This window comes from Pseudomonas sp. NFXW11 (assembly GCF_049887815.1).
Taxonomy (GTDB): Bacteria; Pseudomonadota; Gammaproteobacteria; order Pseudomonadales; family Pseudomonadaceae; genus Aquipseudomonas.
Genome location: NZ_JAGEKI010000027.1, coordinates 19,191 through 45,320 on the forward strand (window position 1 = coordinate 19,191; position 26,130 = coordinate 45,320).

At 57.4% G+C, this 26,130-nt stretch carries 18 protein-coding genes; 6 read left to right on the plus strand and 12 right to left on the minus strand.

What is annotated here, in order from left to right:
- Positions 1–120: 120 nt before the first annotated feature.
- The 5 genes from J4P02_RS28770 to J4P02_RS28790 form a co-directional block, all read right to left on the minus strand.
- Positions 121–4,824: a glycosyltransferase gene (locus J4P02_RS28770; RefSeq protein WP_426196778.1), complete on the minus strand. Its 4,704-nt coding sequence runs from the start codon at positions 4,822–4,824 to the stop codon at positions 121–123.
- Positions 4,824–6,140, minus strand: coding sequence for an ABC transporter ATP-binding protein (locus tag J4P02_RS28775; RefSeq protein ID WP_426196780.1), 1,317 nt, complete (start codon positions 6,138–6,140; stop codon positions 4,824–4,826). Before J4P02_RS28775 ends, J4P02_RS28770 begins: the two co-directional genes overlap by 1 nt.
- A gap of 104 nt (positions 6,141–6,244) precedes the next feature.
- Positions 6,245–6,802, minus strand: a complete 558-nt coding sequence (gene cysC, locus J4P02_RS28780; RefSeq protein ID WP_426196781.1) for an adenylyl-sulfate kinase — start codon at positions 6,800–6,802, stop codon at positions 6,245–6,247.
- Complete coding sequence (locus J4P02_RS28785) at positions 6,792–7,622, minus strand: ABC transporter permease (protein WP_426196857.1); 831 nt, start codon at positions 7,620–7,622, stop codon at positions 6,792–6,794. Before J4P02_RS28785 ends, cysC begins: the two co-directional genes overlap by 11 nt.
- A gap of 553 nt (positions 7,623–8,175) precedes the next feature.
- Positions 8,176–9,147: a glycosyltransferase family 2 protein gene (locus J4P02_RS28790; RefSeq protein ID WP_426196783.1), complete on the minus strand. Its 972-nt coding sequence runs from the start codon at positions 9,145–9,147 to the stop codon at positions 8,176–8,178.
- 567 nt (positions 9,148–9,714) lie between these two features.
- Between J4P02_RS28790 and J4P02_RS28795 the strand changes: the two genes are divergently transcribed.
- The 3 genes from J4P02_RS28795 (at position 9,715) to J4P02_RS28805 (ending at position 11,754) form a co-directional block, all read left to right on the plus strand.
- Positions 9,715–10,086 carry a CHAP domain-containing protein gene (locus J4P02_RS28795; RefSeq protein WP_426196785.1) on the plus strand — a complete coding sequence of 124 codons (372 nt, stop codon included), beginning with the start codon at positions 9,715–9,717 and terminating at the stop codon, positions 10,084–10,086.
- A gap of 10 nt (positions 10,087–10,096) precedes the next feature.
- Positions 10,097–10,546 carry a DUF3828 domain-containing protein gene (locus J4P02_RS28800; protein WP_426196787.1) on the plus strand — a complete coding sequence of 150 codons (450 nt, stop codon included), beginning with the start codon at positions 10,097–10,099 and terminating at the stop codon, positions 10,544–10,546.
- Positions 10,547–10,671: 125 nt separating this feature from the next.
- Positions 10,672–11,754: a dienelactone hydrolase family protein gene (locus tag J4P02_RS28805; protein ID WP_426196789.1), complete on the plus strand. Its 1,083-nt coding sequence runs from the start codon at positions 10,672–10,674 to the stop codon at positions 11,752–11,754.
- A gap of 59 nt (positions 11,755–11,813) precedes the next feature.
- Here J4P02_RS28805 and nirK read toward each other — a convergent pair whose 3' ends face one another.
- The 7 genes from nirK to J4P02_RS28840 form a co-directional block, all read right to left on the minus strand.
- On the minus strand, positions 11,814–12,905 hold the full coding sequence (gene nirK, locus J4P02_RS28810) for a copper-containing nitrite reductase (RefSeq protein WP_426196791.1): 1,092 nt from the start codon (positions 12,903–12,905) through the stop codon (positions 11,814–11,816).
- Between the two features lie 104 nt (positions 12,906–13,009).
- Positions 13,010–13,828, minus strand: a complete 819-nt coding sequence (locus tag J4P02_RS28815; protein WP_426196793.1) for a YfaP family protein — start codon at positions 13,826–13,828, stop codon at positions 13,010–13,012.
- 3 nt (positions 13,829–13,831) lie between these two features.
- Positions 13,832–15,475: a DUF2300 domain-containing protein gene (locus tag J4P02_RS28820; protein ID WP_426196795.1), complete on the minus strand. Its 1,644-nt coding sequence runs from the start codon at positions 15,473–15,475 to the stop codon at positions 13,832–13,834.
- Position 15,476: 1 nt separating this feature from the next.
- Positions 15,477–20,054 carry an alpha-2-macroglobulin family protein gene (locus J4P02_RS28825; RefSeq protein WP_426196797.1) on the minus strand — a complete coding sequence of 1,526 codons (4,578 nt, stop codon included), beginning with the start codon at positions 20,052–20,054 and terminating at the stop codon, positions 15,477–15,479.
- Positions 20,051–20,710, minus strand: a complete 660-nt coding sequence (locus tag J4P02_RS28830; RefSeq protein ID WP_426196799.1) for a DUF1175 domain-containing protein — start codon at positions 20,708–20,710, stop codon at positions 20,051–20,053. Before J4P02_RS28830 ends, J4P02_RS28825 begins: the two co-directional genes overlap by 4 nt.
- Positions 20,695–22,407: a DUF2138 domain-containing protein gene (locus J4P02_RS28835; RefSeq protein WP_426196801.1), complete on the minus strand. Its 1,713-nt coding sequence runs from the start codon at positions 22,405–22,407 to the stop codon at positions 20,695–20,697. Before J4P02_RS28835 ends, J4P02_RS28830 begins: the two co-directional genes overlap by 16 nt.
- Positions 22,408–22,444: 37 nt before the next feature.
- On the minus strand, positions 22,445–23,236 hold the full coding sequence (locus J4P02_RS28840; RefSeq protein ID WP_426196803.1) for a YfaP family protein: 792 nt from the start codon (positions 23,234–23,236) through the stop codon (positions 22,445–22,447).
- 391 nt (positions 23,237–23,627) lie between these two features.
- Here J4P02_RS28840 and J4P02_RS28845 point away from each other — a divergent pair, with 391 nt between their 5' ends.
- The 3 genes from J4P02_RS28845 to ispA all read left to right on the plus strand — a co-directional run bounded on the left by J4P02_RS28845 (position 23,628) and on the right by ispA (position 26,026).
- Entirely contained in the window at positions 23,628–24,791 is a 1,164-nt protein-coding gene (locus J4P02_RS28845) for a Fic family protein (RefSeq protein ID WP_426196805.1), read from the plus strand.
- Positions 24,792–24,899: 108 nt separating this feature from the next.
- Positions 24,900–25,142 carry an exodeoxyribonuclease VII small subunit gene (locus J4P02_RS28850; protein ID WP_426196807.1) on the plus strand — a complete coding sequence of 81 codons (243 nt, stop codon included), beginning with the start codon at positions 24,900–24,902 and terminating at the stop codon, positions 25,140–25,142.
- Positions 25,139–26,026, plus strand: coding sequence for a (2E,6E)-farnesyl diphosphate synthase (gene ispA / locus J4P02_RS28855; protein WP_426196809.1), 888 nt, complete (start codon positions 25,139–25,141; stop codon positions 26,024–26,026). The genes J4P02_RS28850 and ispA overlap by 4 nt, the downstream gene beginning before the upstream one ends.
- Positions 26,027–26,130 lie beyond the last annotated feature (104 nt).

Consider the following 26,130-nt stretch of genomic DNA (forward strand, 5'->3'; position numbering starts at 1 on the left):
AGAATATAAACTTCCTGGTGCTGCCCCGAAAAGCAAGAGATCAGACGACAGCACCACTAGAGCCTCATCGACAAATAAACCACCGCTACAGCAACCTATTTAGTAAGCGGCGCTAGTAATTTACTTAACCGCTAAAAACAGGTATTGCTCCTTCCCAAGATATCCCTGTTCTTGAGACCAATAGGCAAGGCAACGAACATTCTTGAATCCAATACCCCTTAGCCTTTCAAGCATGTCCCACCCAAAGTATCGGAAGCATAGTGCCCCACCCTCGGGATCGACAGGATTACCGTGATACTCCGGAGGTAAATGGTGTTCAATAGTTCCGTCATCTTGAAGGGTTGCTCGTATCAAATCTGCTTTGCACTCAGAAGAGAACGGTACCGAGAAAATAAACATCCCTCCCTGATCAAGCACGCTATAGATCCTCACAAACGCCTTGTCAGGATCAGGGACATGCTCCAAGACATCAAATGAGAGCACCAAATCAAATGAACCCTCTTTGAAACTCAAGTTCATCACATCTTCATGCCTTATCCCATTCACCTCCGTTCCGGGTACGTGCTCATGCCCGAAGTACTCACTGCCTTGCAGGTTCTCATAGCGCTCCTCCAGCCAGCGATATGTCGCTGTCAGCCTTTCTGTAATATAAATCCTGCTGCTTGAAGAAGGCGTGGCATATGTGTGCATGACATTCAATGCTGCACGCATGCGATTGACCAAACCGCAGTGTTCGCATTGCATGTGCTCTCGCCAATTCGGCATTTCTCGACCATCAGGAGTTTTCCCAGTCGAGTACATAAAACTTGTAAGGAAGTTTGTTGCTCTACCGCAAGTGCAGCAGAACCCGGGGGATCTAAAAAACGCGGAACCGTCTGTTGGAAGCAGAGACTGCTCAACCAGTTCACGTTGCTGGTATTCTTTCTCCAGCCGTTTCGAGTGTTTCTGGAAAGCATCCCAGCCGTCTAGTTCTACGGCAGACTGGATCTGCTTCCAGCCTTTGGTTGTAGCCGATAGCAAACTCTCAACCCGGTCTCGAATGACTGAAACAGAATAATTATTCAGCGCAAAAAGATGTCCTTCCCGGCTCAGTTCATTCCACAACTCTTCATTCGAGTAGGCTCTGCAAATAGCCTCAGCAAGTTCCTCATGGGTTTCTCCCACAAGCACGTTTTTGCCATTAACCAGCCCCATTCCCTCCAAGGCAATAGGAGTGGCCATGCAAGGAACCCCGTAACAGAGACTGGTACCAATCTTGCCCTTGATACCTGCACCGTATCTCAACGGCGCTACAGAAAGGCGAATCTCCGAGAAGATCGGTTCAAGATCCTTCACAAAACCAAGAATTTCGACACCAGGTACTTCAGCAAGATGTCGAATAGACTCGGGAGGATTAGCACCAATCACCTTGAAGCGTATATCTGGGATGTTTTGACGAACAATAGGAAATACGAACTCGACAAAATACAGAACCGCATCAATATTAGGTTGATGAGGAAAACTACCTATGAACAAAATATCACTTCGTTCGGAATATGATGATTTTGATCCAGGTATATCGCTAAAAATAACTGGCAAGTTCACTACCGAAGCCTCAGGAGCGACCTCACGTACGGTATACATTTCTTCTTGACTTAAAAGTATCGTCAGGTCGCACTTTTCGATCAGCTCGAATTCTTGATCACGAGTTTTGAGTGCGGCCTCGAACGCACTCTTATTTCCTGTCAACTCTGCCTGTCGCTGCTCTCTTAGATAATGGAGATCAACCGTATTAAAGATCAACCGCGCATTCGGAGCATGAGTCTTGATTGTTTCAAAATAAGGCCAGACAACTGGCCCCCGAGCAAGTACACAAACGTCAAAATTACGGGCATTCTCTGCCAGCCAATCTCGAACAGAAGTAATTTCAGGATAAACAATCACTTCAACGTTAGCAGCGACCAACTCCTCAAAGTACCCTTCTTCATACTTAAGTCCACAAGGAATAAAAGTCACCCTATAACCCAGGGAGTCGAAAATCTCCATCAGCAACTTTGCAGTTACTGAAGCGGCATCTTGATCAGGTTTGGGAATTGCCCAGTCGAGATATAACAGACGAGGAGATACGGAACCAATCTGCTCAGCACGTATAACGTCATTATTCCTAAGAGTCGGCGGCACTCTATATCTGGTAAGCTCAAGAGCCTTCACCTTAACGTGATGCCAGCCATGCAATCTATAAGCACGCCAAGCCCGTTGGGCAAAGGGGCCCCAACCACCTGAAAGCTGTTTGGCTATTGGTGCTGCTTGCTTAATGAGGGTCACACGCCGCATGAAATGACTCAAGGTACCTTGAGGCTCTTTATGTATAGGCGGCGATGAAACTTCTGCACTGACAGTTGATGCGGCTAAATCTAGCTGCGATGGCGTATGCAGGTTAACGCCTGCCTCTCCATTCCAGCTGTAAGCATATGGAAACTTACGATAAAACGCATGGCCCTGTGCATAAACCTCCTCACGGTAGGTATCAAGTAAATGGCGCAAATCGCCAATGCTATTTATCGTAACTTGCTGACTATGGCGCGAGAATACCTTCAGGTCGTCAAGTTTATTGCCACTAAAGTGCACGAAACGTAACGCCTCACCATTTGCCAGCCAACGTTCGCCATCCCGTACAATTTTCCGCTGTGGAAGGTTCCAATATGCAACATTATAACCTGGATGATGAATGACTTTTGTTCCAGGGACAAAGGCAGGTAACAAGTCTGCCCATTTCTGATCGACAAACAGCCCCTCCTCCAAACGGATCACACAATCACGTTCCAGGCGCCTTCCCCACCAAGCAAGAAAAGTGAGTACAGCAGGAGTGTTCCTCAAAGCTAGAAAGCCAAGATTGTAGATACCGAACAGAAGCATCTTTCCATCATGAACTTCGTCATTCTCGGCTGGCTGCAATATGTGTGGTGTCAATACTGCTTCGGCGCCATCATGAAGTAGTAGATCTAACTCCTCCATTTTATTTACAAAATATAAATCCGGATCGAGATATACCACCGAACCGAAACCGAAGTTTTTCAATAGATGCGTGAAAGCAAAAGGTTTGACCGCCGTATTAAACTCGGTAATATTATAGCGCGCCGCCATATCGGAAAGATTTGGAAGATTCAAATCTTCAAGAAAGATAAATTCAAAAGGTTCTTTTGCCGGATCGAACATCCCATCAACACGGTCACACAGCACGACAAAAAATCTAGCGTCAGGATAATGCGGGCGTACTGAATTATAGAGCACTCGCGCATGAGCTAAAAAATTCTTAGAGCAAATAGTAAAAAACGCTTCAGCTCCGGCCACAGAACTTAATTCCTGCACCATGCCATTACTCCCTGCGCTTGCTAATAGGCTATTCATTTTCGAAAGGAGGCCTTTATCTTTCCCTGAAGAGTTTCGTTTAAATGCATTGACAATATCGACTTGTTCTACCAGAGCACGACTGAGATTGTCAATCTCTAAACTTAGTTCGCTTACCATACCATTGAGATCATTGATCTGCAGATCACGCTCAACAATAGCTTGATTAAGACTAATGATCTCTAAGCCTCGACCAGCCAAGGCTTCATTAAAACCAATAATTTTTAGATCACGCTCAGCAACAGTCTGACTAAGGCGCTGAATTTCCAAGTCACGCTCGGTCACAAACTGACTCAGCATATCGACCTGTAAATTACCCTGATTCAGGGCCAAATTAAGCCGGGCTATCAACTTAGAGCTCTGCTCGTCGCGTGCAAACAGCGCTTCCCGCATCCTATATGCGTCCTCGAGGACTCCGGAAGCAGGCTCACTAAGCGCCTTATCAGATATGAACGTCACACGACGCTCTATTGCTAGATACCCAGATACTTTAGCCAAAACCTCAGCGCTGTATTCATGCCTCCTAAAAATCTCAATAACCTGATCTTCAATGACGCTATAGGTAGCTAATTCCCGAAGAGAAAAAACAATACGATGCAAATTGACATCTGAGAAATCGACAGATGTAATACCCACACCCGCCAAGTTATTGATTGTTTGTTCTCGATAGGTCACATTTGAGTTCAATGCATCCATATCAATAACAACTTCACTTTCTTGTGTTCCGGACAAAAAAGAATGAAGCCAAATAGCAAAGAAAAGGAAATAATCGTCAGCCGGAGAAATTGGATTCTCAAACGCAAAAGCAACTTTCGCCTGTACGCTATCACCCTTTAACGGCAAAATCCCCCTAACATTCAATACATCACTCAGAACCGCCGGAATTCTCTCTTGCGAATAAATCAATCGCGGAGTAACCGAAATATATGGATCTGACTTGTATGAGTACCATTGGCACCAGGGATTCCGAAGCAAGAAAACATGCCTTGAATCGTAGTTTTTTCTTAACCAACCGATTCGCCCCACAGTTCTAGTACACTGTAGCACCGGAGCATTAAGCGCGCCTTCAAGCAGGAGGTCTATATATGCTTTTAGTTTAGAATCAGAATCATCTTGCCCAATAAAATAACTACCAAAGCTTAAGCTCGAGTCAAACGTTTTTTTGATTTCTGGTAGCAGATGAGAAAATTCATCAAAATATCCTCCAACCAAAAAACCGTGACGCAAAATACTCTTCAACTCATCTCTTCGATCGGCCAACGCCTCCCAGGACTCATGAAGAGTTTCTATCATCTCATGCATCGGCTCGTGATAGACATGAAGCTTTCCAGTACGCTTAAGCACGTTGTATAGATATGTGCTGCCCGAGCGAAACAACGAATGCACGAAGATAACGGGTTGTTTCACAACTGAGCCTTCCACTTTCATCTCCGTCATTACAAACCGCCCCCAGCATAAAACCCTTCAATTCTAGGATAAAGATTAGAGGTTCCTCCAATACTCAAACCTTCGGACACTATACTTTTCAGCATCAACACGTCCATGCGTCGCTGCAAGTAAATCAAGCCTTCGTCACCTTCACCAGAATGAATCCCACACGTTAGGTAGTAAATTCCTGGCCCAAGATTATTGGTAAGGTGAAACTTAACTACAAGCTCATCGCCAGCAGAATAACGGCGCGCCGAGAGTATTTGCCCTTGCGTATTGGTACCAAATACGCACACACCTTCTCGATTGGTCAGCATCATTCCAAATACAGGAAACTCTGAAGCTTCGAGAAATCTTGCACGATATGATATAAACACATCGATACCTGACTCTAGTACATTTACTCTTTGTTTGTATTCATTCGTTATTTCAATATCAAATATTTGAGCACGACCATCTCCATAAACTTTTTCGCTAACCGAAAGCAGCTCCGGATCTAGCGCACCACATTCAGACGGCTCGCCTTTATCAACGTCGTTGGCTGAGGATGCATCAACTCCCTTCGCAGCGCCAAACAAGTCACGCTCATACTCAATGCAAATGTCTTTAGCTGAACCTATACCAAGCATCACACCGCGATTAAAATAAATTGCTCGGCTACATATTTTTCTTACTGTTTCTATATCGTGACTAACAAACAAAAGCGTAACGCCGCTGTCGCTCAGCTCATTAATTTTTCTCATACATTTGCGCTGAAACGCAGCATCACCAACTGCAAGCGCCTCATCAACAATCAAAATATCGGGTTCAACATTTATTGCAACTGCAAATGCCAAGCGCACCATCATTCCGCTTGAGTACGACCTAACAGGCTGCTCTATGAACTCCCCAATATCAGCAAATGCAGCAATCTCGTCAAAACGTAAATTTATCTCATCTCTTGTCAGACCAAGTACCGAGGCGTTCATATAGACGTTCTCGCGTCCAGAAAACTCAGGATTGAAACCCGAGCCAAGCTCTAACAGGGCAGCAATCCGCCCATAGGTCTGTATAGTTCCGACTTCCGGACTGAGCGTACCACAGATCATTTGCAACAAGGTTGACTTGCCACTTCCATTACGACCAACGATACCAATCGTTTCGCCTCTTTTTACTTCAAACGAGACGTCTTTTAGCGCCCAAAATTCACGAAAATACTGTTTAGCTGCGCAGCCAACAAACCTGCCCAACCGAGGTATAAAAAATTGCTTTAAGCGGTCACGTGGCGAATCGTAGATCTGATAGCATTTACTGAGATTACTAACGCTTATGGCGATATCGTTCATATTTTATGCCAGTTGTAATTCTTTAATTTTCTAAAGAAAAAAACACCAAGTTATCTTATCGATAACTTGATGCACACATGCATCAAGTTCGAGCGCTCCGCTACTCACAACAATTTCCGGCCCCATAGGAATTTCAATTGAAGCTGAGACATCCGTAAACCCAAAACCTCTCCGGCACGCGCTTTCTTATACATCACCTTTAAGTCGCGCGACCCACAGACTTCAATTGGTGCATTACAATAAACCTCAATAAAGTTATTACGTTCAACCATTCCTCTAACACGATCAGCTCGGCAGGGAGAAATTAACTCTGTCAGAACAACAGTTCCCGTCTCTATAAAAAGTTTCGCCATCTCGCCAATTCGACGTATATTTCCTTGACGGTCCTGCATTGAAAAACTCAAATCACTACAGAGTCCATGGCGCACATTGTCACCATCCAAGACAAAGGTCTGACAACCATGTAGGTGCAGAAACTCCTCAATAGCATGGGCCAATGTAGGTTTCCCCGAACCAAATAACCCAGCAAACCAAATGATCGCACCACGATGCCCATTTTTTGCTTCACGGCGAGCGCGAGTGACACTAGCTTGATGCCACACTAGATTGGATAAAGTAAGAGATAACTCCGATATAGTGGACTTATCAATCTTAGAGGACATCAGCAAAACCTTTTCTAGTTTTCTGAAACCACATATAACCTATCCATGCTATAGCGCTAGCTATTACCGTGTAGATAAATAGCCCAGCCCAGCTTGGCCCCTTCCCCCATATAAGCACTTCTCTTGTCTGCTCGATAATAAAAGTGATTGGGTTTAGCAGGATCCAAGACCGCATGTCTTCCGGCAAAGCCGTTATCGGATAGAAAACTGGAGCGAGGAACAACATCACTGTCATTAGAAGACCAATGGTTTGGCCCACATCACGTAAAAATACCCCCAAGGATGCCAGTATCCAAGCCAGGCCAAGAGTAAGGATGACCAAAGGTAGTAATACCAAGGGGATAAAAATGGCAGTCCAATGCAGAAAGCCATTGAATAAGGTAAAGGCGACCAGCAGCACACCCAAACTAATTAGGCTGTGAAACAGAGCTGCTGCCATACTGACGACGGGCAGAATCTCCAATGGAAAAACGACTTTCTTTACATAATTCACATTAGAAAGAATCAGGCTGGGCGCTCGATTGAGCACCTCAGCAAACAAACCATGCACAATCATCCCTGTGAAAAGCACTAACGCAAATTGGGTTTTGCTTTCTCCCCCTCCCCCTCCCCAACGAGCCTTGAACACCACAGAAAAGACAAATGTATACACCGCAAGCATAAAAATAGGGTTTATAAAAGACCACGCCAACCCCATAACCGAACCTTTATAGCGTCCAAGCACCTCGCGCTTGGTCATTTGCCCGATCAACTGCCGATGAAGCCACAGACTTTTTATCAATGCTGCTAAGGATCCAGAAGGAACAGTATCAGGGCTGATTTCCCGCCTTATAGATGATTGTGGACCTGGAATCATATGAAGTGCTCCGTCCTGGCAAATGAACCGACTTGTGGGTTTCTGGCAGAAAATACCGGTAAAGCCCTAATAGGCAACTGACTACCAAGCACCGAAATGTACCAGAGGATACTTTGACCCAAGCCTACCTTGACACCGAACCTACTATACAGACATAGAATAATACACGAAAAAATCATAACGCTATGCACAAGACGACCACGCATATAAACATGTCTCTTTAGAAAGAATGCGAAGCACCTGCCACTCGAACAATGGAGCCCTGCGAGACGCCACCAAAACCTGAGTATTTTCTAACTCCAAAAGCGCCATAAACTTCAAGAGAAAAGTCAGAAGCCAAGAAACGCCTAAAGCGTAAACAAGAAACCAACGATCTCACTTTTTAAATCTCCAGCACAATGTATGCCCCGACAATAAGCCAAAAGCTGCAGAAAGACAACTAAACACCTGCATTGAACGCCTCCATACAGTTGCACCTTCCAGAAAACTCAGACACCAACAACTCACTTTGATGCTTTCATATTTTTTTCAGCAACACCGCAAGAACCAAACCCAAATTCCCCATCAGTGTCTGCCTGTACAAGCCGAGGCGAAAAAAGCCAAACACCCTGGCAAAAAGTGACTTATTGCGCAAATTCTTGAACCGAGACAGGGTCGCTCGATGCTCATCTTTTAAACAAGAAAACATTGACTCAAGTGCAATAATATTTTGTCCATTCCACTCGTAAAAACGGCCTTTAAATATCATGCGCAAGCGCCGAAGCCTTGCGAGCCAACTCGAGTTGGCACCAATTAAGTTATCGCCGTGCTGCCTGTACAGCACCATAGGTTCCGAATCATATAGAACGACCCCTCCGGAACCGGAGACTAGTTGATAAGCCCACCAATCGTGGGAAGGGACGATTACATCTCCCCCGGCTTTCTGAAGAAGAAGACGCGCAGCCTGATTGAACACCATAGTGTTACCACCACCAATGTTTTGAACCAGTGCATTATTAAAGTGTGGCGCAAGAGAAAAATTTGGAGAGTAACCAACATGTAAGCCAGTTTCAGAAACTAGTTCAGTACGTCCGCAATACAGAGCCGGTACATTTGCAGGAACCTTTTGCAGATAACTCAGTGCTCTCTGAAGCTTCTCCTGCCTCCATATATCATCCTGATCGGACCAAGCATAATAGTCCGCATTAATTTCTTCCCGACAGGTCAGAGAAAGAAAGTTTGCAGAGAACCCTTTCCTGGGCCCGTCAAAAATCTTAACTCGCTCGCAACCCCACCTCTTAATAAGCTCTAAGGTATCATCCTGAGAGCCGTCATCTGACACATACAATTCCCAATTCCGATGATGCTGCCGCTCAAATGAATCGAGTTGCTCTTTTAAAAATGAAACACCATTAAAAGAACACATCATTATAGCGACCTTTGCACCATCGCAATCGCTAGACGAAGCCTCGCGAAGCTCATCGAAAGAATGCAGAGAATGATTATTCACAAGTCTCCTTTTTCACTACTTTTGGCTTTAATCCATGAATACATTAAAACACCCAGAGCATGTACAACGACCATTACGACAAGCCACACTTGAACACTTCGTCATTTAACGTTCGCGAGACAAATAATTCATCTGACCCATTTCATTCTTCGTCCCTCCGCCTAATAAGATGATTTCTTATTTACTCCAATTTCTCTTTCGTAACAGGGTTGTTTCTCATAAATTTTAGCAACCCATGCTAAGCGTCTAAAAATCACCTATAAACTGCTAATTTTTTACGCTATTCGATAGAGCCGCAGTCTACCGAGACATGTTGAGCGACAATATGTTACAGATTTCAAAAAAAATGAACATGTGGTGCTAGCAACACGACGATATACGGCAATGAGCCGCATCGGACAATGCAAGCAACACCTCTCCGCCCTGCCAAGTCGTCACACCTCATCGACTCTGGAAGTACCTTAGTGCATTTCCCTTGGATCTCATAACAGGGCATTTAGCCAGTATTTCCGCCTAGCCTGCACGAGAATAAAATCGCCGCTCTTCAGGACTCACGGATGACCAGGCATGTGGAATAAAGAAGCCGCAATCGATCACTTGAACAGCCACGCCCACGCGGGCAGTACCGGCCGTTGTGCGGCCTACACCCGACAGGCGATCGAAGCCGGTGGCGGTGGCGTGATTCTGCACCGCAAGCACTCGGCCAAGGACTTCGGCTCCTCCCTGACCTCCGCCGGCTTTGTCGAGCAGCCGGCTGGCCAGGCGCCCCAATCGGGCGACGTGGTGATCATCCAGCCGATTCCCGGCCACCCTCACGGCCATATGGCGATGTTCAACGGCAAGCTCTGGGTGTCAGACTTCAAGCAGTTGCATGGTTTCTACCCGGGTCACTCCTACCGGGTGCAGAAGCCCGACTACAAAATCTATCGCCATCCGTAAGGGGTTCCCCATGAGAATGCTTTTCTGCTCGCTGCTGGCCGCGCTCGCCCTGCACCAGCCGCTCGCCCTGGCCGATTGCGCCAGCTCGCCCAAGCCCGCGACCCAGGCGTTCTACAGCTGGTACCTGCAAAGCTACAGCCAGGACAAGGACCCTATCACCGACAACGCCCCGCAGATGAAGCAGTACGTCTCGGAGTCGCTGATCGCCAAGATCAAGAAGCAGATGGCCAGCCCCGACGGCCTGGAAGAAGACTACTTCCTCAAGGCCCAGGACTACATGGACGAGTGGCTGACCCAGATCAAGGTCAGCGAACCACAGATCCAGGGCTCCAGTGCCAAGGAACAGGTGACCCTGGGCAGCACCCCGGACACCACCCAGGTGGTCGACGTGCGCATGATCAAGGACAAGGGCTGCTGGAAGATCGACGAAGTGATCTCCACCGCCGACCAGAGCGACTGAACCCGCAGCAACCAGCGAGCCTGCTCGACTTGCCGGCCATCGAAGCCGGCATAAAGCCATGCTAAGCTGCGCGCCGCCCCGGGCAGGCTCCCGGGGCGTATCTCTCTGAAAAAGGACTTCCAGTCATGTCGTTGCCGGCCGCAGTACGCCTGCCCCTGTCGTTTCTCTCCGTTGTTTCCATCCTCACCCTGAGCAGCATCGGCGCCCACGCAGAAGACTCGCAAGAGGTTGCCAAGGGCCGCTGGCAGGGCATGGCGGCCATGGCCAATCTGTACCTGGACGACGCCTCGCCCCAGGACTTCATCGACGCCGGGGACAATGAAAAGAGCCAGCACGACAACTACGCCGGTGCCCTGGCCTACTACCTGACCGCCGCCCGCCTCGACCCCAAGAATGCCTTCGCTTCCTATCAGGCCGCTGGCAGCCTGGCGGCCATGAACAAGAACCAGCGCGCCGCCGAGCTTCTCGACCAGGCCCGCGAGAGGGGTTTCTGGCAACTGGTGATTCTCAAGGAGGACGACGAACTGCAAGGCCTGCAGCAGAGCCCGGCCTACAAGAAGCTGCTGCAAGCCGCCGAGAAAAATTACCCGGCCAAGGCCAAGGATGCTGGCTTGGCGGCCTTCAGCATCCCCCAGGGCAAGGCCCCGGCCGCGGGCTGGCCAGTGGTGGTCTGGTTGTCGGGGTTGGGCACCGAAGGCAGCGACGACCTGGATATGCGCGCCAGCCTGCTGGGAGAAAAAGCCGTGCTGGTGGGCATCAACGGCACCCTCAAGCGCGACGAGCATCAGTTCATGTGGAAGCAGAAGTCGGTGGCGCCGACCCAGGAAGCGGTCAGCGCGGCGCTGAACAAGCTGGAAAAGCAGACCCGCATCGATCGCTCGCGCATCGCCCTGATGGGCTTCTCCCAGGGCGCCGAGCATGCATCGCACCTGATCGCCGAATACCCGCAGCACTACAGCGGCGCGCTGTTGCTGTCGCCCGGTGGCTACCGGATTCCTTTCGCCGAGTCCAAGGCTCGGGACAAGCGCATCGTCATCGTCCACGGCGCCCAGGAGCATGAAAGCAACCAGAAGCTCACCGCCGCCACGCAACAGGCCCTGGAGCCCGGCAATCAGTTGCAGAGCCATGAACACGATCAGGGCCACCGTTTCCAGGACGACTGGCTCCAGGTGTATCCGGGCTACCTCAAGTTCGCCCTCAACCTCTGATGGCGAACCACCGCGCCGCGGCTCGATAGCTCGGGCCCCGGCGCAGCATCCACCTCAGGCTATGGCTTGGCCGGCGCTATCGGCCCCGGCGCCTTGACCTGGGTCATCAAATCGTCATCCCACTGCCCTTCCACCTTGACCTGCGCCAGGGCCCCGAGCTCCATGGCCTCGATCAGGTTGTGGCTGAGGTACACATAGGTACCCGGCTGCTTGAAGGTGTAGAGCGCCGCCAGCGCCGAACCGCCGGGGATGAACCAGGTCTCCAGATTGCGTTGCGGGGCATTGGCGAACTTGCCGGTGGTCCACACCCAGTCGCCATGGCCGCCGATCAGGTGCGGCCGGCTGTCACGATTGGCCTGGGAATGAATGAACAGCACGCTTTCGCCGACCTTGGCGGTCAGTGCATTGGCGCCGGTCAGGGCGCCCACCCGACCGTTGAACACCACATGGCTCGGGGTCAGGGTACGCATCACCTCGCGGGTGTCCTGGTAGCTGGATGCCAGGTCCGGATACTTCTTGTACTGGCCGTCCTTGTCCTTGGGAATGTAGAGATCGAACTCACCGATGGTGTAGGCCCGGTCATAGTGCAGCGGCTTGCCGGCCGGGTCCTTCAGGCCATCGCGGGGCAGTACCATCAGGGTCCCGCTCATGCCCGAGACCACATGCCAGGGCACCATGCCCGAAGGGGCGCAGTGGTAGACGAAGGTGCCGCTGCGGTCGGCCTTGAAGCGCAATACCACCTCCTGGCCCGGGGTGACCTGGGTCAGCGCCGCCCCGCCGAGGGCGCCGGTAGCCGCATGGAAATCGATGTTGTGGGGCATGCTGTTGCTGGCCGGATTGCTCAGGGTCAGCTCGACGTAGTCGCCCTCATGCACCACCAGGGTCGGGCCGGGCATGGAGCCGTTGAAGGTCATGGCTTGCAGGGTGGTGCCCTGGTCGTCCACCACCATCTTTTTCTCTTCGACGCGCATATGGAACTGCATCACTTTCGGCGGCCCACTGACCACCTGCTCATGCGCATGCACCAGGGGCGGCGTCGCCAGTTCCACCTTGACCCGCTGCAGGCCATCCGCACCCGCCGCCAACGCCAGGCCGGAAGCACAGCCGCCGGCTACCACACAACACCTCAACCACGATTGAAAAGCACCCATGCTCTGCGTTTCCCTGCCTATGAATGGTGATTCATTGCAAGGCAAACGCCGGGGCTTCGTATTGTCTCAAGGCAATAAACTTACAAGCACCAGGCCGGAATCGATCACGGATAACTGAAACTGCGCACCAGTGTCAGCTCCCCTGGCGCACGCATCGGCACGATGAAGGATTCACTCTTCTCATTCGGCGTGCCCTCTTCGGTGATCACCGTCACCTGGGCCGTGGTCAATGGCTGCACGGCATTTTCCTGGCCGCCGTCGTCATCCTCATCGCTGCGAAAACCACCGCCGTAGTAGTTCACATACACCAGGTACTGGCCCTTGAGCGGTGCCGGCATGGAGAAGATTTCCGGGCCATAACCGGTGGTCACGTCCACATCCAGGGCCGCGCCATTGGGCGCCACCCGGTCGCCGTACCAGATATGGGCGCCGTCGGGGGTCACCAGGTGCAGGTCCAGGTCGGTGTTGTCGCTGTCCCAGGACAGCAGCACCCGCAGCTTCGGCGGGGTCACGCCACCGCCGGTATTGAGAAACTGCACGCGCTTGCGTTGCTGGCCATCGGGGCTGCGCACCTCGACGCTGTTGCTGCCATTGGGAAAGGAGTAAGGCCGGTCGAAGCCACCTTGCTCATCGACCTTGAGCGGCATGCTGACGCCATTGACGATCAGCTTGCCCGGCGCCTTGTTCGCCTTGGGCACACCCTTGATCTGCCCGCGAATCCGCGCGGTGTCGGCCTGGCCCTGTGGGGTATTCACCGAGGACGCCGGGTAGTTGACCTCCTGGCGGAACTGCTCGCCATCAACGGCACGGGTACGCCAGCCGCCCTTGGGCGTGTCGAGCTGGATGCCGCTGTCGGCCAGGGCCATGGGCAGGCTGAAGATTCCACAAAGGAACAGGAGAACCGGGGGAGCAGGAAATTTCATGGCCTATTCCAATAAAAGGTGGCGGGCAAGCCCTTCGATGTAGGTTTCATCCTGGCCATTGGGATGAGCTTCAAAGGCCAGGTGCAGGTATTCGTGAGTCAGGTCGAGGCGGTCTTGCAGCGACAGCACACCGCGCACATAGATGCGTTGCCGCTCGCGGTCGACGTAAGGCCGGCCAAAGCCCAGGCGGCAGACAGCGAACTGGCTGATCTCGTTATAGCCAACCTCCTGCTGCAAAGGCTGGCGCCAGCGCCGACGTTGCTTCAGCAGCCAGTCCTGGGCCGCGGGCAAGGGTTCGCAGGAAGCCACCGGGTTGTCCCAGCGACTGAGGCTGGCCCGTGGATAGGCATGCAGCAGGATCGCATCGTAGCGCTGCCCAGCCTGGGCCTGTTCCACCGCCTGTTGCCAGGACAGCTTGTCCGGCGCGCGCAGGTCCGAGTGGTAGGTCACCTGGGTGCCGGCCAGCACCAGGTCGCTGGTCCAGGCGGCAATCGCCCGGGCCTCGGCAGTGGCCGGACGCGGCGCCACCCGCTGGCGATTGCTGCTGTCGTCGATGCTCAGGCATTCGCCGCTGCGCCCGGCGTTCTGCAGCAGGTAGGTGCGAATGGCCACGGCCAGGGCCTTGGCCGCTTCCACAGGCTCGGCGCTGGCTTCGCGCTGCAGCACCCGGGCCACGTATTCCTCGCGGTCCAGGCGCGCCACCAGGCGTTGCCCGGAGGCGTCGCCGAGCAGGAAAAGTTCGCCACCGCTGTGGATATCCAGCTGATTGCCATTGGCGAACGTCACCCGGTAATCCCCTTGCAGGGCCCCCGGTTTTACCGGCTGAGCGTTCTGGCTGAGGCTTTGCAGCGGGTAGCGGGAAAACAGGCTGACTTCCACGCAACGGCCTTTATCCACAGGCGGATTATCCGGCAGCACCTGGTTGAGGGCCTGGGCATAGTCCTTCAGCACCCGTTGGCTGGTACCACGACCGCCCACCCACAGCGGCGTGCCGTCCACCAGCCAACCAGCAAAACCGCCCTGGCGCGACTGCGGGTCGCGGTCCGCCAGCCAGCTCCAGGTCTTGACACGCAGGCGTGCCCCCACTTCCCCCACCACGGCACCGTCAGCGGCATTCAGCACCACATCCAACAGCACCCGCCGCGCCGTATCCCGGGCCGGCAACAGCGCCAGCACCTGCAACAGCTCAGCCACCGGCACCCGGGTCTGGGGTTGTAACTGGTTCAGGTCCTGCAACCAGTTCGGGGCATTGCGGGCTTGCCAGTACTGGCGCCAGTCGGCGGCGGACAACTGCAGGCGCTGGGGTTCGAAATACAGCCCGCAGGAACGCACCAGGGCCTGGTCCCGGGCAATGCTGCCGCCCACGGTGCAGCAATAGACCTCGTCCTTGGACTTGCCCTGGCAAGCGTAATCCGCCTCGCGGGCGCCGGTGTCCACCAGCCAGGCGTAGACGAAGAGCTTCCACACACTGCCCAGGGGCGCCTGCAGATCCTTGGGCAGGGGCTCGCGCGCCAGCACCTGGGTCTTGCTCAGGCTCATCAGCTCGCTGTCCGGCGCGGCTTTCCAGGCCAGGCGCAGGGGCTCGTCCTGGGCTGAAACCAGCCCAGGCAGCAAACACAGAGTCAACCAGGCCCAACGCCGCGTCATGCTACTTGACCGACACCTGACCCAGGGCCGGCGTGCGCTCCAGTGCCTGATGCTCGGGCGCATAGACCTGATAGAAACGCGCCGGCGGCAGGTTGAACTGGCCCTTCTGGGAGAAGCGCACCAAGTGCCGCAGACGGACTTCGCTGTTGTCGTTCAGCGCATCCAGCGGCACCGCGTAGCTCATCTGCCCAGGCTCGGAACGGGCCTTCTCCAGGGACGCCGCTTCGGTTCCGCCAGGGCCAGCCAGCTTGATGCCCCAGGTGGTGCGCTCGACATCAGCGCCCGGCGGCAGCGGCACTTCGAGCATGCCGTACAGCAGCGGCCGGCTGCCCTGATTGGCGATGATCACTTCATCCAGGTACAGGCCATCGCTGGCGATCGGCTTGTTGCCCACCGGCTCCAGCTTGAAGGTGAAGGCTTCGTCACCCGGCACCAGGCGCAGCAGGCGCCGGCTGATATTCACCGGCAGCGGGGTGCCCGCCTCCTGCTTGCTCAGGTAGCTCAACGAAGCCCGCAGCGGACGCTCCGGCACGCTGTTGAGGTTGAGTACGGTCGGCAACTGCGCCCCCTGCCACTGCCAGTAGCTTTCACCGCTGGCGCCCTGCTGGGCTTGCCAGCCCTGCCCCGGGTTCAAGGCCATGGCCGGTGCCGCCTGGGCGACGCTGCGTTGCAGCCAGGTCAGGGCCAGGGCCCGTTCCAGGGTCGATTGCGATGGCAGCAGACGCGCCAGCAAGGCCCGCGCCGCGCCCTGGTCAAAAGGCTTGAGCGACAGGCTCAGGGCCTGGGTGAAGGGCTGGGAGCTGGTGTCCAGCTGTTGTTGCGCAGCCTCCAGTTGAGTCACGAAGGCTGGCGGCGGAGTGACCTTGGCTTCCCGTGCCAGGGCGGCTGTCAGCACCCGCGCACTGGCCAGGCCGAGGGCCGAATCCGGGTCCTCCATCACCAGGCTGTCGCTGCTGTCGTCGTCCATGCTGGCGGCCGGACCGGCACCGGCCTTGACCAGATCGTCCATCAACCCGCTGACCAGGGTGTTGATCGGCAGCTTCATTTCCCGGGCAAACGACAGGATCAGCGCCCGCTGCAGCAACGGAGTGTTACCGGCCTGCTTGGCATAGACCTCCAGCACCCGCTGCCAGTGCTCCGGCGGCAGGTCCAGGCCCAGCACCTTGCTGGCGTTCCAGTCGGCGTAATAGGCATAGGCGGTGAGGAACGCATCCGCCTCGGCGTCTTCGCCCCACCAGGTGAAGGCCGCTTCCGGCCCGGCCATATGCACCAGGCGCAGGCGGCTGTTCTGCATCATCAGCCGCAGCCGGTCGCGGATCTGCGGATTGCTCGCCAATGCCGGATAGGCAACGCTCAATGGCAGCAACTGGCTGGCGGTCTGCTCGACACCGCCATAGGGGTATTCCAGCAAGTCATCCAGGGCCGAACGGAACAGCGCTTGCGGGCTGTCGTCCAGGCGCAGGCGGATCTGCCCGGCATCGGCGGGCAGGCCCAGCGGGGTGCTGATGGTGACCACGTCCAGGCTCTGGGTCTGTACCGACTGCCAGCCGGCCGCGTCGCTCACCAGGCGCACCGCCAGGCTGTCCACGGTCTTGCCGCCCTGTACCAGCTCGGCGCTCCACTGGCCATTGCCCGGGGCGATGGCCGGCAGCGCCACATAGTTGATACCGCTGTTGAGGGTCAGCGGCAGGCGCTGGGTCTCCCCGGCGTAATGAATCACCAGCTCGGCCTTGGCCGGTTGCTCGGACTGGCTGAAGGCGAACAGCCCCAGTTCCGGCTTGTCGCCGCTGCGGAAGCGAGTCGGGCCGCCCCACTTCAGGTACAGGGCCTTGTCGGAACGCACGAACTGCTTCTTCTGCCCCACTTGGCCGTCGTCAGCAATGGCCCGGGCGGTGATACGCCAGCGGGTCAGGGAATCCGGCATGCGGAAGGTGAAACGCGCCTTGCCGCTGCCATCGGTCAGCAGTTCCGGCTGCCAGGCGGCGGTGTCGACGTCTTCACGCCGTGGCCGCTCCAGTACCTTGACCCCGCGCTCGCTGCGGTTGGCCTTGCCCGGGGCGGTGGGGCTGCCCGGCAGAGCCACGTCGTAGCTGATAAACGACAGGCTGGCGCTGGTGCGCACATTGTTGCGCCGCGGGTGGTAGAAGAACTGGTCGATGCTCGGCGCCACTTCCGGTTGCAGGGCGTAGACCATCTCGTCCACCACGCTCACCGTCAGGTGCGCCGGCACCGGCTTGCCGGCGAACTGGGTGGACAGGTCCACGGTCACAGTGTCGCCCGGCTGGTAGTTTTCCTTGTCGGTGCGGATCGCCACATCGATCTGCGGCGTCAGCACCTTGATCCCGGCGTTCTGGAAGCTGTACTCGCCGCCCTTGGTGTAGAGCACGGAGAAGGTCAGGTTCGGCGCGAAGCTGTCCTTCACCGGCACCCGGGCGCGGTACTGGGTGGCGCTGAGCTTTTCCACGCTCAGCCAGTCACCGCCCTTGGACAGCAGCGCGGTGGCCTCGACCTTGTCGCGCTCCAGCGACAGCAGCGCATCGTTGATCGGCTCGGGAAAGGTAATCAGCGCCAGGGCTTCGTCGCCGGCCTTGTATTCAGGCTTGTCGAGGACGATTTCCACGGTGCCCGGCACGGCCTTCACGCCTTCACCGGTAACGGCATGGCTGGTGCCGCCCAGTACCCGGTCGTGCTCGTCGCGCAGGGTCAGGTTGTAGGTGCCGGGGCGTTCGAAAGCCAGGGCGAAACCCTTGTCGCCGGTGGCCAGCTTGCCCTCGCCGGTGCTCTGGTCTTCCAGGCGCACCCAGCTGTAGCGGTTAGGCGTGACCTTCTTGCTCTGCTCGCTGGCGTTCTGGTTGGCGTAGCTGAACTGCACCTTGTCGCCCACCGCGCTGAAGCGCTGCGGTGCGCCGAGGCTGAAGCTTGCGGCACCGCGCTCGATCAGGATTTCCTTGGTGGTCTTGACCCGATACGCCGCACCATCGCTGGCGAACACGGTGAGCATGTAGCGGCTCGGCTTGTTCGCCGCCGGCAAGTCTAGGGTGGCGTTGCCCTTGGCGTCGGTGGTGAGCTCGGCGCTGGTGAGTTCCACCGGGAACTGCCCCATGTATTGCAGCTCGTTATCCACCATCGACAGCTGCTGGGCCCGCAGGCTCAGTTGCAGGCGGGCATTGGCCACCGGCTTGCCGTCCGGATAGAGCAGCACCAGGTTGCCCTTCACCGGCTCGCCGGTCTTGAAGTCCGGCTTGGCCAGGGCCAGGGAGATCTCGAAGTGCGGCTTGATGTACTCGGCCACGCGGAAGGCGCTGCTGTAGACCTGGTCCTTGTAGCCAAACCGCAGCTCATAACCACCGGCCACGGCGTTGTCCGGCAACTGGAAGCGGCCCTGGGTGCCGGACTTGGAATCCAGGTTCAGGCTCAGGTTCTGCAAGGTGGTGCCGGCGGCATCCAGCACGCTGACCTGCACCGCACCGGCGCCAGGCTGCACCGAGTCGCGGGCATTCTTGAACTCGCGACCGACGATCTTCAGCGACACCCAGTCCCCCGGGCGATACAGCGGCCGGTCGGTAAAGGCATAGAGCTTGGTGTCGTAGATTTCGCTGTCGTAATAGAAGTTCTCGGAGACGAACACCCCGCCTTCCTGGTCCTCACCGATCACATAGGAGCGTTCGGGGCTGACGTGCTTCAGCCGCAGCAGGCCCTGGTCGTCGGTGGCGCCGCTGTTCATCACCCCCAGGCCGTCGGTCCACAGCACATTGACCTTGGGCACCGAGTTGCCTTCATGCTTGCCCGCGGCCCACACCAGCAGTTCGTCGCCGGCGATCTTGCTCACCGCCACGGTGTTGGAAACGAAGACCATGGTGGTGGCGCGGTACTTGCCCACCAGGGCTTCCACCAGGTACAGGCCCGGCTTGAGCTGCCCCAGCGGGATATAGACGTTGCCCGGCGCAACATTGATGAACTGGCTGGAAGAACCGGACAGATCGACCCCGGCCGGCGGCTGGATCGGCTTGGCCTGCCACAGCGGGTAGCGGAATTGGGTCACCAGCGGCAGCCCCGGAATCAGCGCGAACTGTGGCTGGGCGTCATACGGCGTGGGTGCCAGCAGCGCGTTGCCGACCTTCAGTTCCGGCACCTCTTCGGTGACCTGCTTGCGTGACTCGTAGGAGAAGGCGCGCTGCATCACCCGCCGCGACTTGCGGTACCAGTTGTCCCACAGGTAGGCCAGGGTGTTGGACAGGCCCTCGCCCTTGAACTGACCATCGCTGACCACTCGGTGCAGGTTCTTCTGGCGCTTGAGGAAATCCAGCGGCTGGTTGATCCGGTACACCCGGATATCGGCACCGCCATAAGGCTCCATGCGAAAGCGCCGGTAGTCGCGACCGGGGGCTTCCAGGCGCACCATGGCCTGCTCGTCGCTGGCAAAGCTGCTGTCGGCCAGGAGGAAGAAACTCTCGCCGGACACCGCCGCGTAATCGCTGGAGGGCACCGAGTCTTCGGCATTGACCAGGCTCATGGGGGCCACGAGGGTCAGAACAACAGTCAGTCGAAACAGAAAACGCCACATACGCGATTCGCTCATTGGGTGAGGAAGTTCAGTCGATAGATGCCGATGAAGTTGGGGTTGGCGGGGTCGGGTATCCATCGGGTGTCCTTCCATGTCATCAGTTGCTGCACGCTGGCCGAGCGCATGCCGTTATCGGTGGGGGTGGTGGTGCCGGTGTGATAGGCGATGTTGCGGCCCATCCAGATCATCAGGTGCTGGTCGTCGCCCTGATCGAAGAACAGCAGGTCGCCGGGGCGCGCCTGGCCCAGGTCGCGGCTGACCAGCTGGCTGTTGAACTGGATCAGCTTGATCGCATTGACATAGGGCCCCTGCTTGCCGCCGCCCTGCTGCCACTGCTGGGCCAGGGCGCGCTGGCCCTCACTCAGTTGCAACTCCGGCGGCAGGTAGCGGTTGGACAGGCCATTGGCCCGCAGCCATTTGCTGTCGTGAACCTTGAGCGCCTCGTTGGCGGCAAAGCGCACCAGCCCGGCGCAATCCTGCTGGTACCAACGCGGGCTCGGGCCCTGGCTCAGTTGCTCCTGGGCGATACGCACGAACCAGGCGCGGAACACCTGGGACTGCTGCACGTCCAGTGCCGGTACCGGGTTCGCGGCCACGGCGCCGCTCAGCAGCAGGGCCAGCAGGCCAAGCCCGCTCAGGCTTCTGCGCAGTGCACTCACAGCGCGCGCCATTGCAGGGGCAACCATTGCCAGTGGCCATTGGGCTCGCTGCCCTCGGGCAGGGTCAGGGCATATTTGCCATAACCGCCAAGGGTGCGCAGCTTGGGCACCAGGTAGGTCTGCGCGGCGTTGTTGAACACCGGTTCCATGTCCTGGGGCAGGCTGTCGAAGGTTTCCTGCTGGATCAGTTGTGCCAGGGATTGCGGGCCCAGATACACCGGCATCAGCGCATCCTTGGGCACGACATCGGCCAGGGGCGGGAAACGTTTGTCCAGGGTGCCCAGGGCCTTGTCCACCAGTTTGTCATCCAGGGAGAACACCAGGGTCGAGCCGTGGCGCGCCAGGCTGACCTGCATGAACGCGCGACCGGTGATGGCCTGCGGGTCCTTGGCTTGCTTGGCCGGGTACGGGCCGAAGTTCGAGCTGACCTGGCGCTGCCACTGGTGCACATCGCCGTTCTGCTGCTCCACCACCGGGAAGATCTTCTCTGCCACCTTGGCCTCGCGGGAGCCCACCATGGAACCGAACAGCTTGCCCAGGTCGGCATCGAGCTTGGCGCTGTCCTGGTCTTTCAGGCTGGCCACCAGCAGCGGTGTATACAGCCGCGAATCGGCGTACCAGCACAGCCCGGCGGTGCCGGCCATGTGTTCGGTCAGGGCCTGGGCCACCGACTCCTCGGCGCCGAGCTTGACCAGCAGCGGCTTCTGCTGCTGCGCCGCCACCGGCAACGCCACGCAGGCACTGGCGCCCATGGGCATGGCCTGCCAGATCGGCTTGAAGTCGAAGTCCGGCTGGTTGTCCTGCTCTTCCAGGGCCAGGTAGCTGTGCCAGCCCTTGTCGTCCATATCGAAACGCAGGCCGGCGAAGTTGGGGATAAAACGCTGGTAACCCATGGCCAGCACGCCGGCGTTGACCGCCAGCCGCTGCTGCACCTCAGGCTTGCGCGCTTCCAGGCCGAAGGCTTCGGGGAACAGCTTGTCGCCGTTGAGCAGGGCCTCCAGGGCAGTGGTGGACACCGCGCCATGCTCATCGTCGGCGCCGCTGGCGGGGTCGTACAGCTTGGCCGGGTTGGACAGCACCACCAGCTTGTCGCCATGGGAGGCGAACGCCAGGGATTTGCTGGCGTTGTAGTTCAGCTGATATAGGGTCACCGCGTCGCCGCCGACCTTGAGCTCCGCCAGCTTGCTCAACTGGGTATCGTCCAGGGCCACCTTGGCCAGGGGCTCCAGCAGCTTGGCCAGGCCGCCGCGGTCCATCACCAGCAGGAAATCCTTCAGGCGCCCATCGGCACCGCGCCACAGGGCCACGTCGGCCGGCTGGTCGAACAGCTGCTCGATCAGGTTGTCCTGCAATTTCAGGTCATGCTCGTAGATGATCCGCCGCAGGCTGCCGATCAGCCCCAGGCGGTCGGCATGGGCCTGGTAATAGAAGACAAAGTCCTCGGTCAGGGTTTCCTTGAGGAAAGGCACCGCCAGCAGGTCCTTGGGCAACTGGGTCAGGGAATGGGTTTCCAGCAGCCCGTCGGGGCGGCTCAGGCCCAGCTTGTCGCCGGTCAGTTCCAGCGCCGTGGTCTTGGGCTTGCAGCCCACGCCGGTGACGGCCAGCGCCACCAGGCACAGGCCCGCGGCCAGGATCGGCCAGCGCCGCTGGCTGCCGGGTTGTTCAGTGCCGGGAACGCCGGTCGCCGGGGATGCGGTGTTTTCGCTCATGATTCACAAAGCCCAATTCATCCGTGGTGCGGGATGTTCAATAGTTGAAAGACTTGACCAGCAACAGGTCGCCGATGGCCCGCATGGGCACGATAAAGGTCTCGCGTTTCTCATCGACGGTGTTTTCGTTAAGGATCAGATTGATCTGCGAGGTGATCACCTCGTTCTGATTGCTGCCCTCGTCGAAGTTGTAGCCGCCGCTGCCGTAGTTGCCCCAGTAGTTCACGTAGATCAGGTAGGTGCCACGCAGCGGCGCGGTCATGGTGAACATTTCCGGGCCCGGGCCATCGACGCCGTCCGGGTCCAGGCCGCCGCCATTGCTCAGGCCGGGGTGACCGAAGAAGGCGTGCTGGCCGTCGGGGGTGATGATGTGCATGTCCAGCTCGGCCTTGGGGTCGTCCCAGCCCAGCACCACGCGGATTCGCGGCGGGGTCTTGTCGGGGTTGGCTTCATAGAACTGCACGCGCTTGAGCGACTTGCCCTCGGAGCTACGTACCTCGACGCTGTTGGACCCGGCGCCAAAGGCATAGGGCCGGCCGAAGCGGCCCTGCTCGTCGGTGTAGAGGTTCAGCGGATTGCCATTGACCGACAGGCTGTGGGGCTGACGCAAATGGCCGATGGCCTTGAGCCGGCCCTCGATCATGGTGCGGTTGCGCTGGATACCACGGTCGATGGGCGGCGTCGGATAGGCCGCCCGATCTTGCTCGGTACGGTCCAGCAGCCCGGAATAGCGCCAGCCGGCCAGGGGCTCCTGAAGCTCTGCGCCAGGTTCGGCCTGCGCCGTATCGAGCAGCAACCAGGCAAGCGCCAGAGCGAAGAAAGCGCGCATGTATTGCGTCCTGCCATGCATGGGGAAACCCTGGCGCCAGATCCTCGGCGCGGCTGTCGATAGAGAAAGAAACGGACACGCCGCAAGGGCCGTCGCAAAGGCCGCAGATTAGCGACTTGGCAAGCGTTGCACAATTGTCCGACAGGGATTTTGCGAGGCAATCGGCAATGGCCTGAAACCCCCGCAGACAGTGCTATTACGGCGACATCACGGATTTCATAACCGCCAGCGCGACAACGGCATCACAGGCCCGCCTATTAGCTGCCCGACTGGAATCGAGGCAACTCCGGACCTGATAACTGCACTGGAAGCCGAGCCGAATAAATCGCACAATCAGCTCATTCAATGAGCCGAATAAACCATTTATTCGGCTCACGACGGAGTTCCACCCATGGATCATCCTCGCTGGATCTGGCAACACTCGACCTGGCACAGCTTCGATTGGCAGGTCGAACGTGTTGCGCCTTTGCTTCGCGAATGCGCTCAGGCTCAAGGACGCTTGCTGGGCATGTCGGCAGTGGTGGATCAGGAACTCAGCAGCCAGAGCGAGCTTGATGCCCTGCTGCAGAACATCCTCACCTCATCCGCCATCGAAGGCGAACGGCTGAACGTCGGCTCGGTCCGTTCATCCCTGGCCCGGCGCCTGGGCCTGGAATCGCCGCCGGCAAACCGCCCCAATCCACGCAGCGAGGGGCTGGCGGAACTGACTCTGGATGCCGCCCAGCACTTTGCCCAACCCCTGACGCTGGCCCGCCTGATGCGCTGGCATCACTGGCTGTTTCCGTCTCAGGACCAAAGCCTGATGAGCATGCCGATCCGTGTCGGTGAACTTCGCGGTGAGGCACCGATGCAGGTGGTTTCCGGGCGTATCGAGCGACCCACTGTGCACTTCGAGGCCCCACCCAGGGCTGGGCTTGAACAACAGTTGCAGCAGTTTCTCGACTGGTTTGAATCCAGTCGCTACCAACCCGGGCTCGATCCGCTGCTGCGGGCCGGGATCGCGCATTTCTGGTTCATCACCCTGCATCCCTTCGACGATGGCAACGGGCGATTGGCGCGGGCCGTTACCGATCTGGCCCTGGCCCAGGCGGAACACCAGGCCATCCGCTTCTACGCCATGTCCGCCAGTATTCTCGATGACCGTGCCGGTTACTACCGGGTGCTGGAGAGCAGCCAGAAAGGCGGCCTGGATATCAGCCCCTGGCTTGAGTGGTTCCTGCAGACTCTGCTGCGCAGCCTGCATCAAGCAATGTCACGTATCGAACAGGTACTGGGCAAGGCGCGTTTCTGGCAGCACCACCGTAGCCAGGCGCTCAGCGCAGAGCAGGTCAAGGTACTCAACCGCTTGCTGGATGCAGATGAACACGGCTTTAGCCATGGCATCAGCGCTGCCCAATACCAAGCGCTGGCGAAAGTATCCAAGGCTACAGCCACCCGACACCTGAGCGACCTATTGGAAAAGGGTTGCCTCAGCCGCCTGCCCGGTGGCGGTCGCAGTACCCGCTATGCGCTGAATCTCCCGCCCCCTTCAAGCCCCTGGCGAGGCCCTGGCTAAAGGCTCTCGCCAGCGCCTGCAAGGACCGCCGGCAAACGCTTGTCATTTGCCCCGAAACCCGCTGTCTGCTAGTGTCGCGCCGGTTTAACGTCACCCGGGATAGCCGCCATGGCCCGCAAAAAAGCTGCCTTAGATTTCGAACAATCCCTCGCCGACCTGCAAACCCTGGTCGAGCGTCTGGAGAACGGCGAGCTGTCGCTGGAAGACTCGTTGACCGCCTTTGAACAAGGCATCGGCCTGACCCGTGATTGCCAGGCCGCCCTGGCCCAGGCCGAGCAGAAGGTGCAGATCCTGCTGGAGCGCGATGGCGAACTGGCGGAACAACCCTTCGACGCGGAACCGGCAGAATGATCGCCGCCTACCAGGCCGCCTGTCAGGCCCGCGTCGATGCTGCCATGCAGACCCTGTTCAACGCCCCGAGCCCGGAGCTGGCGCGCCTGTATGAAGCCATGCGCTACAGCGTGATGAACGGCGGCAAGCGGGTGCGCCCGCTGCTGGCCTACGCCGCCTGCCAGGCCCTGGGCGGCCAGCCCGAGCAGGCCAACGGCGCGGCCTGCGCAGTGGAACTGATTCATGCCTATTCCCTGGTGCATGACGACCTGCCGGCGATGGACGACGACGACCTGCGCCGCGGCCAGCCCACCACCCACAAGGCCTTCGACGAAGCCTGCGCGATTCTTGCCGGCGACGGCCTGCAGAGCCTGGCCTTCAGCGCCCTGCTGGCGCCACACCTGAGCGACGCCAGCGCCGAGATCCGCCTGCGCATGGTCACCACCCTGGCCCAGGCCGCAGGCCCGGCGGGCATGGTTGGTGGCCAAGCCATCGACCTGGGTTCGGTAGGCCTCAAGCTCGACCAGCAAGCCCTGGAATACATGCACCGGCACAAGACCGGTGCCCTGATCGAGGCCAGCGTGATCCTCGGTGCCCTGGCCAGCGGCCGGGCCGAGAAGGACGAGCTCAAGGCCCTGCAAACCTATGCCCAGGCCATTGGCCTGGCGTTCCAGGTGCAGGACGACATTCTCGACGTTGAAAGCGATACCGCAACCCTGGGCAAACGCCAGGGCGCCGATATTGCCCGAGACAAGCCGACCTACCCGTCTTTGCTGGGCCTGGACGCCGCCAAGGAGTACGCCCTGGAGCTGCGCGACCAGGCGCTGCATGCCCTGCGGCCGTTTGACGCAGCGGCCGAGCCACTGCGCGAGCTGGCGCGGTATATCGTCGAGCGCCGCAACTGACGGGGCGCCGATAAGCGGCCGCATATCGGCCAAGTTCGGCGCTCCGCGTGGGCAGCTTGCGATGCTTAAGGTAAACTGCCGCCTCTTTCTATACCTATAACGAT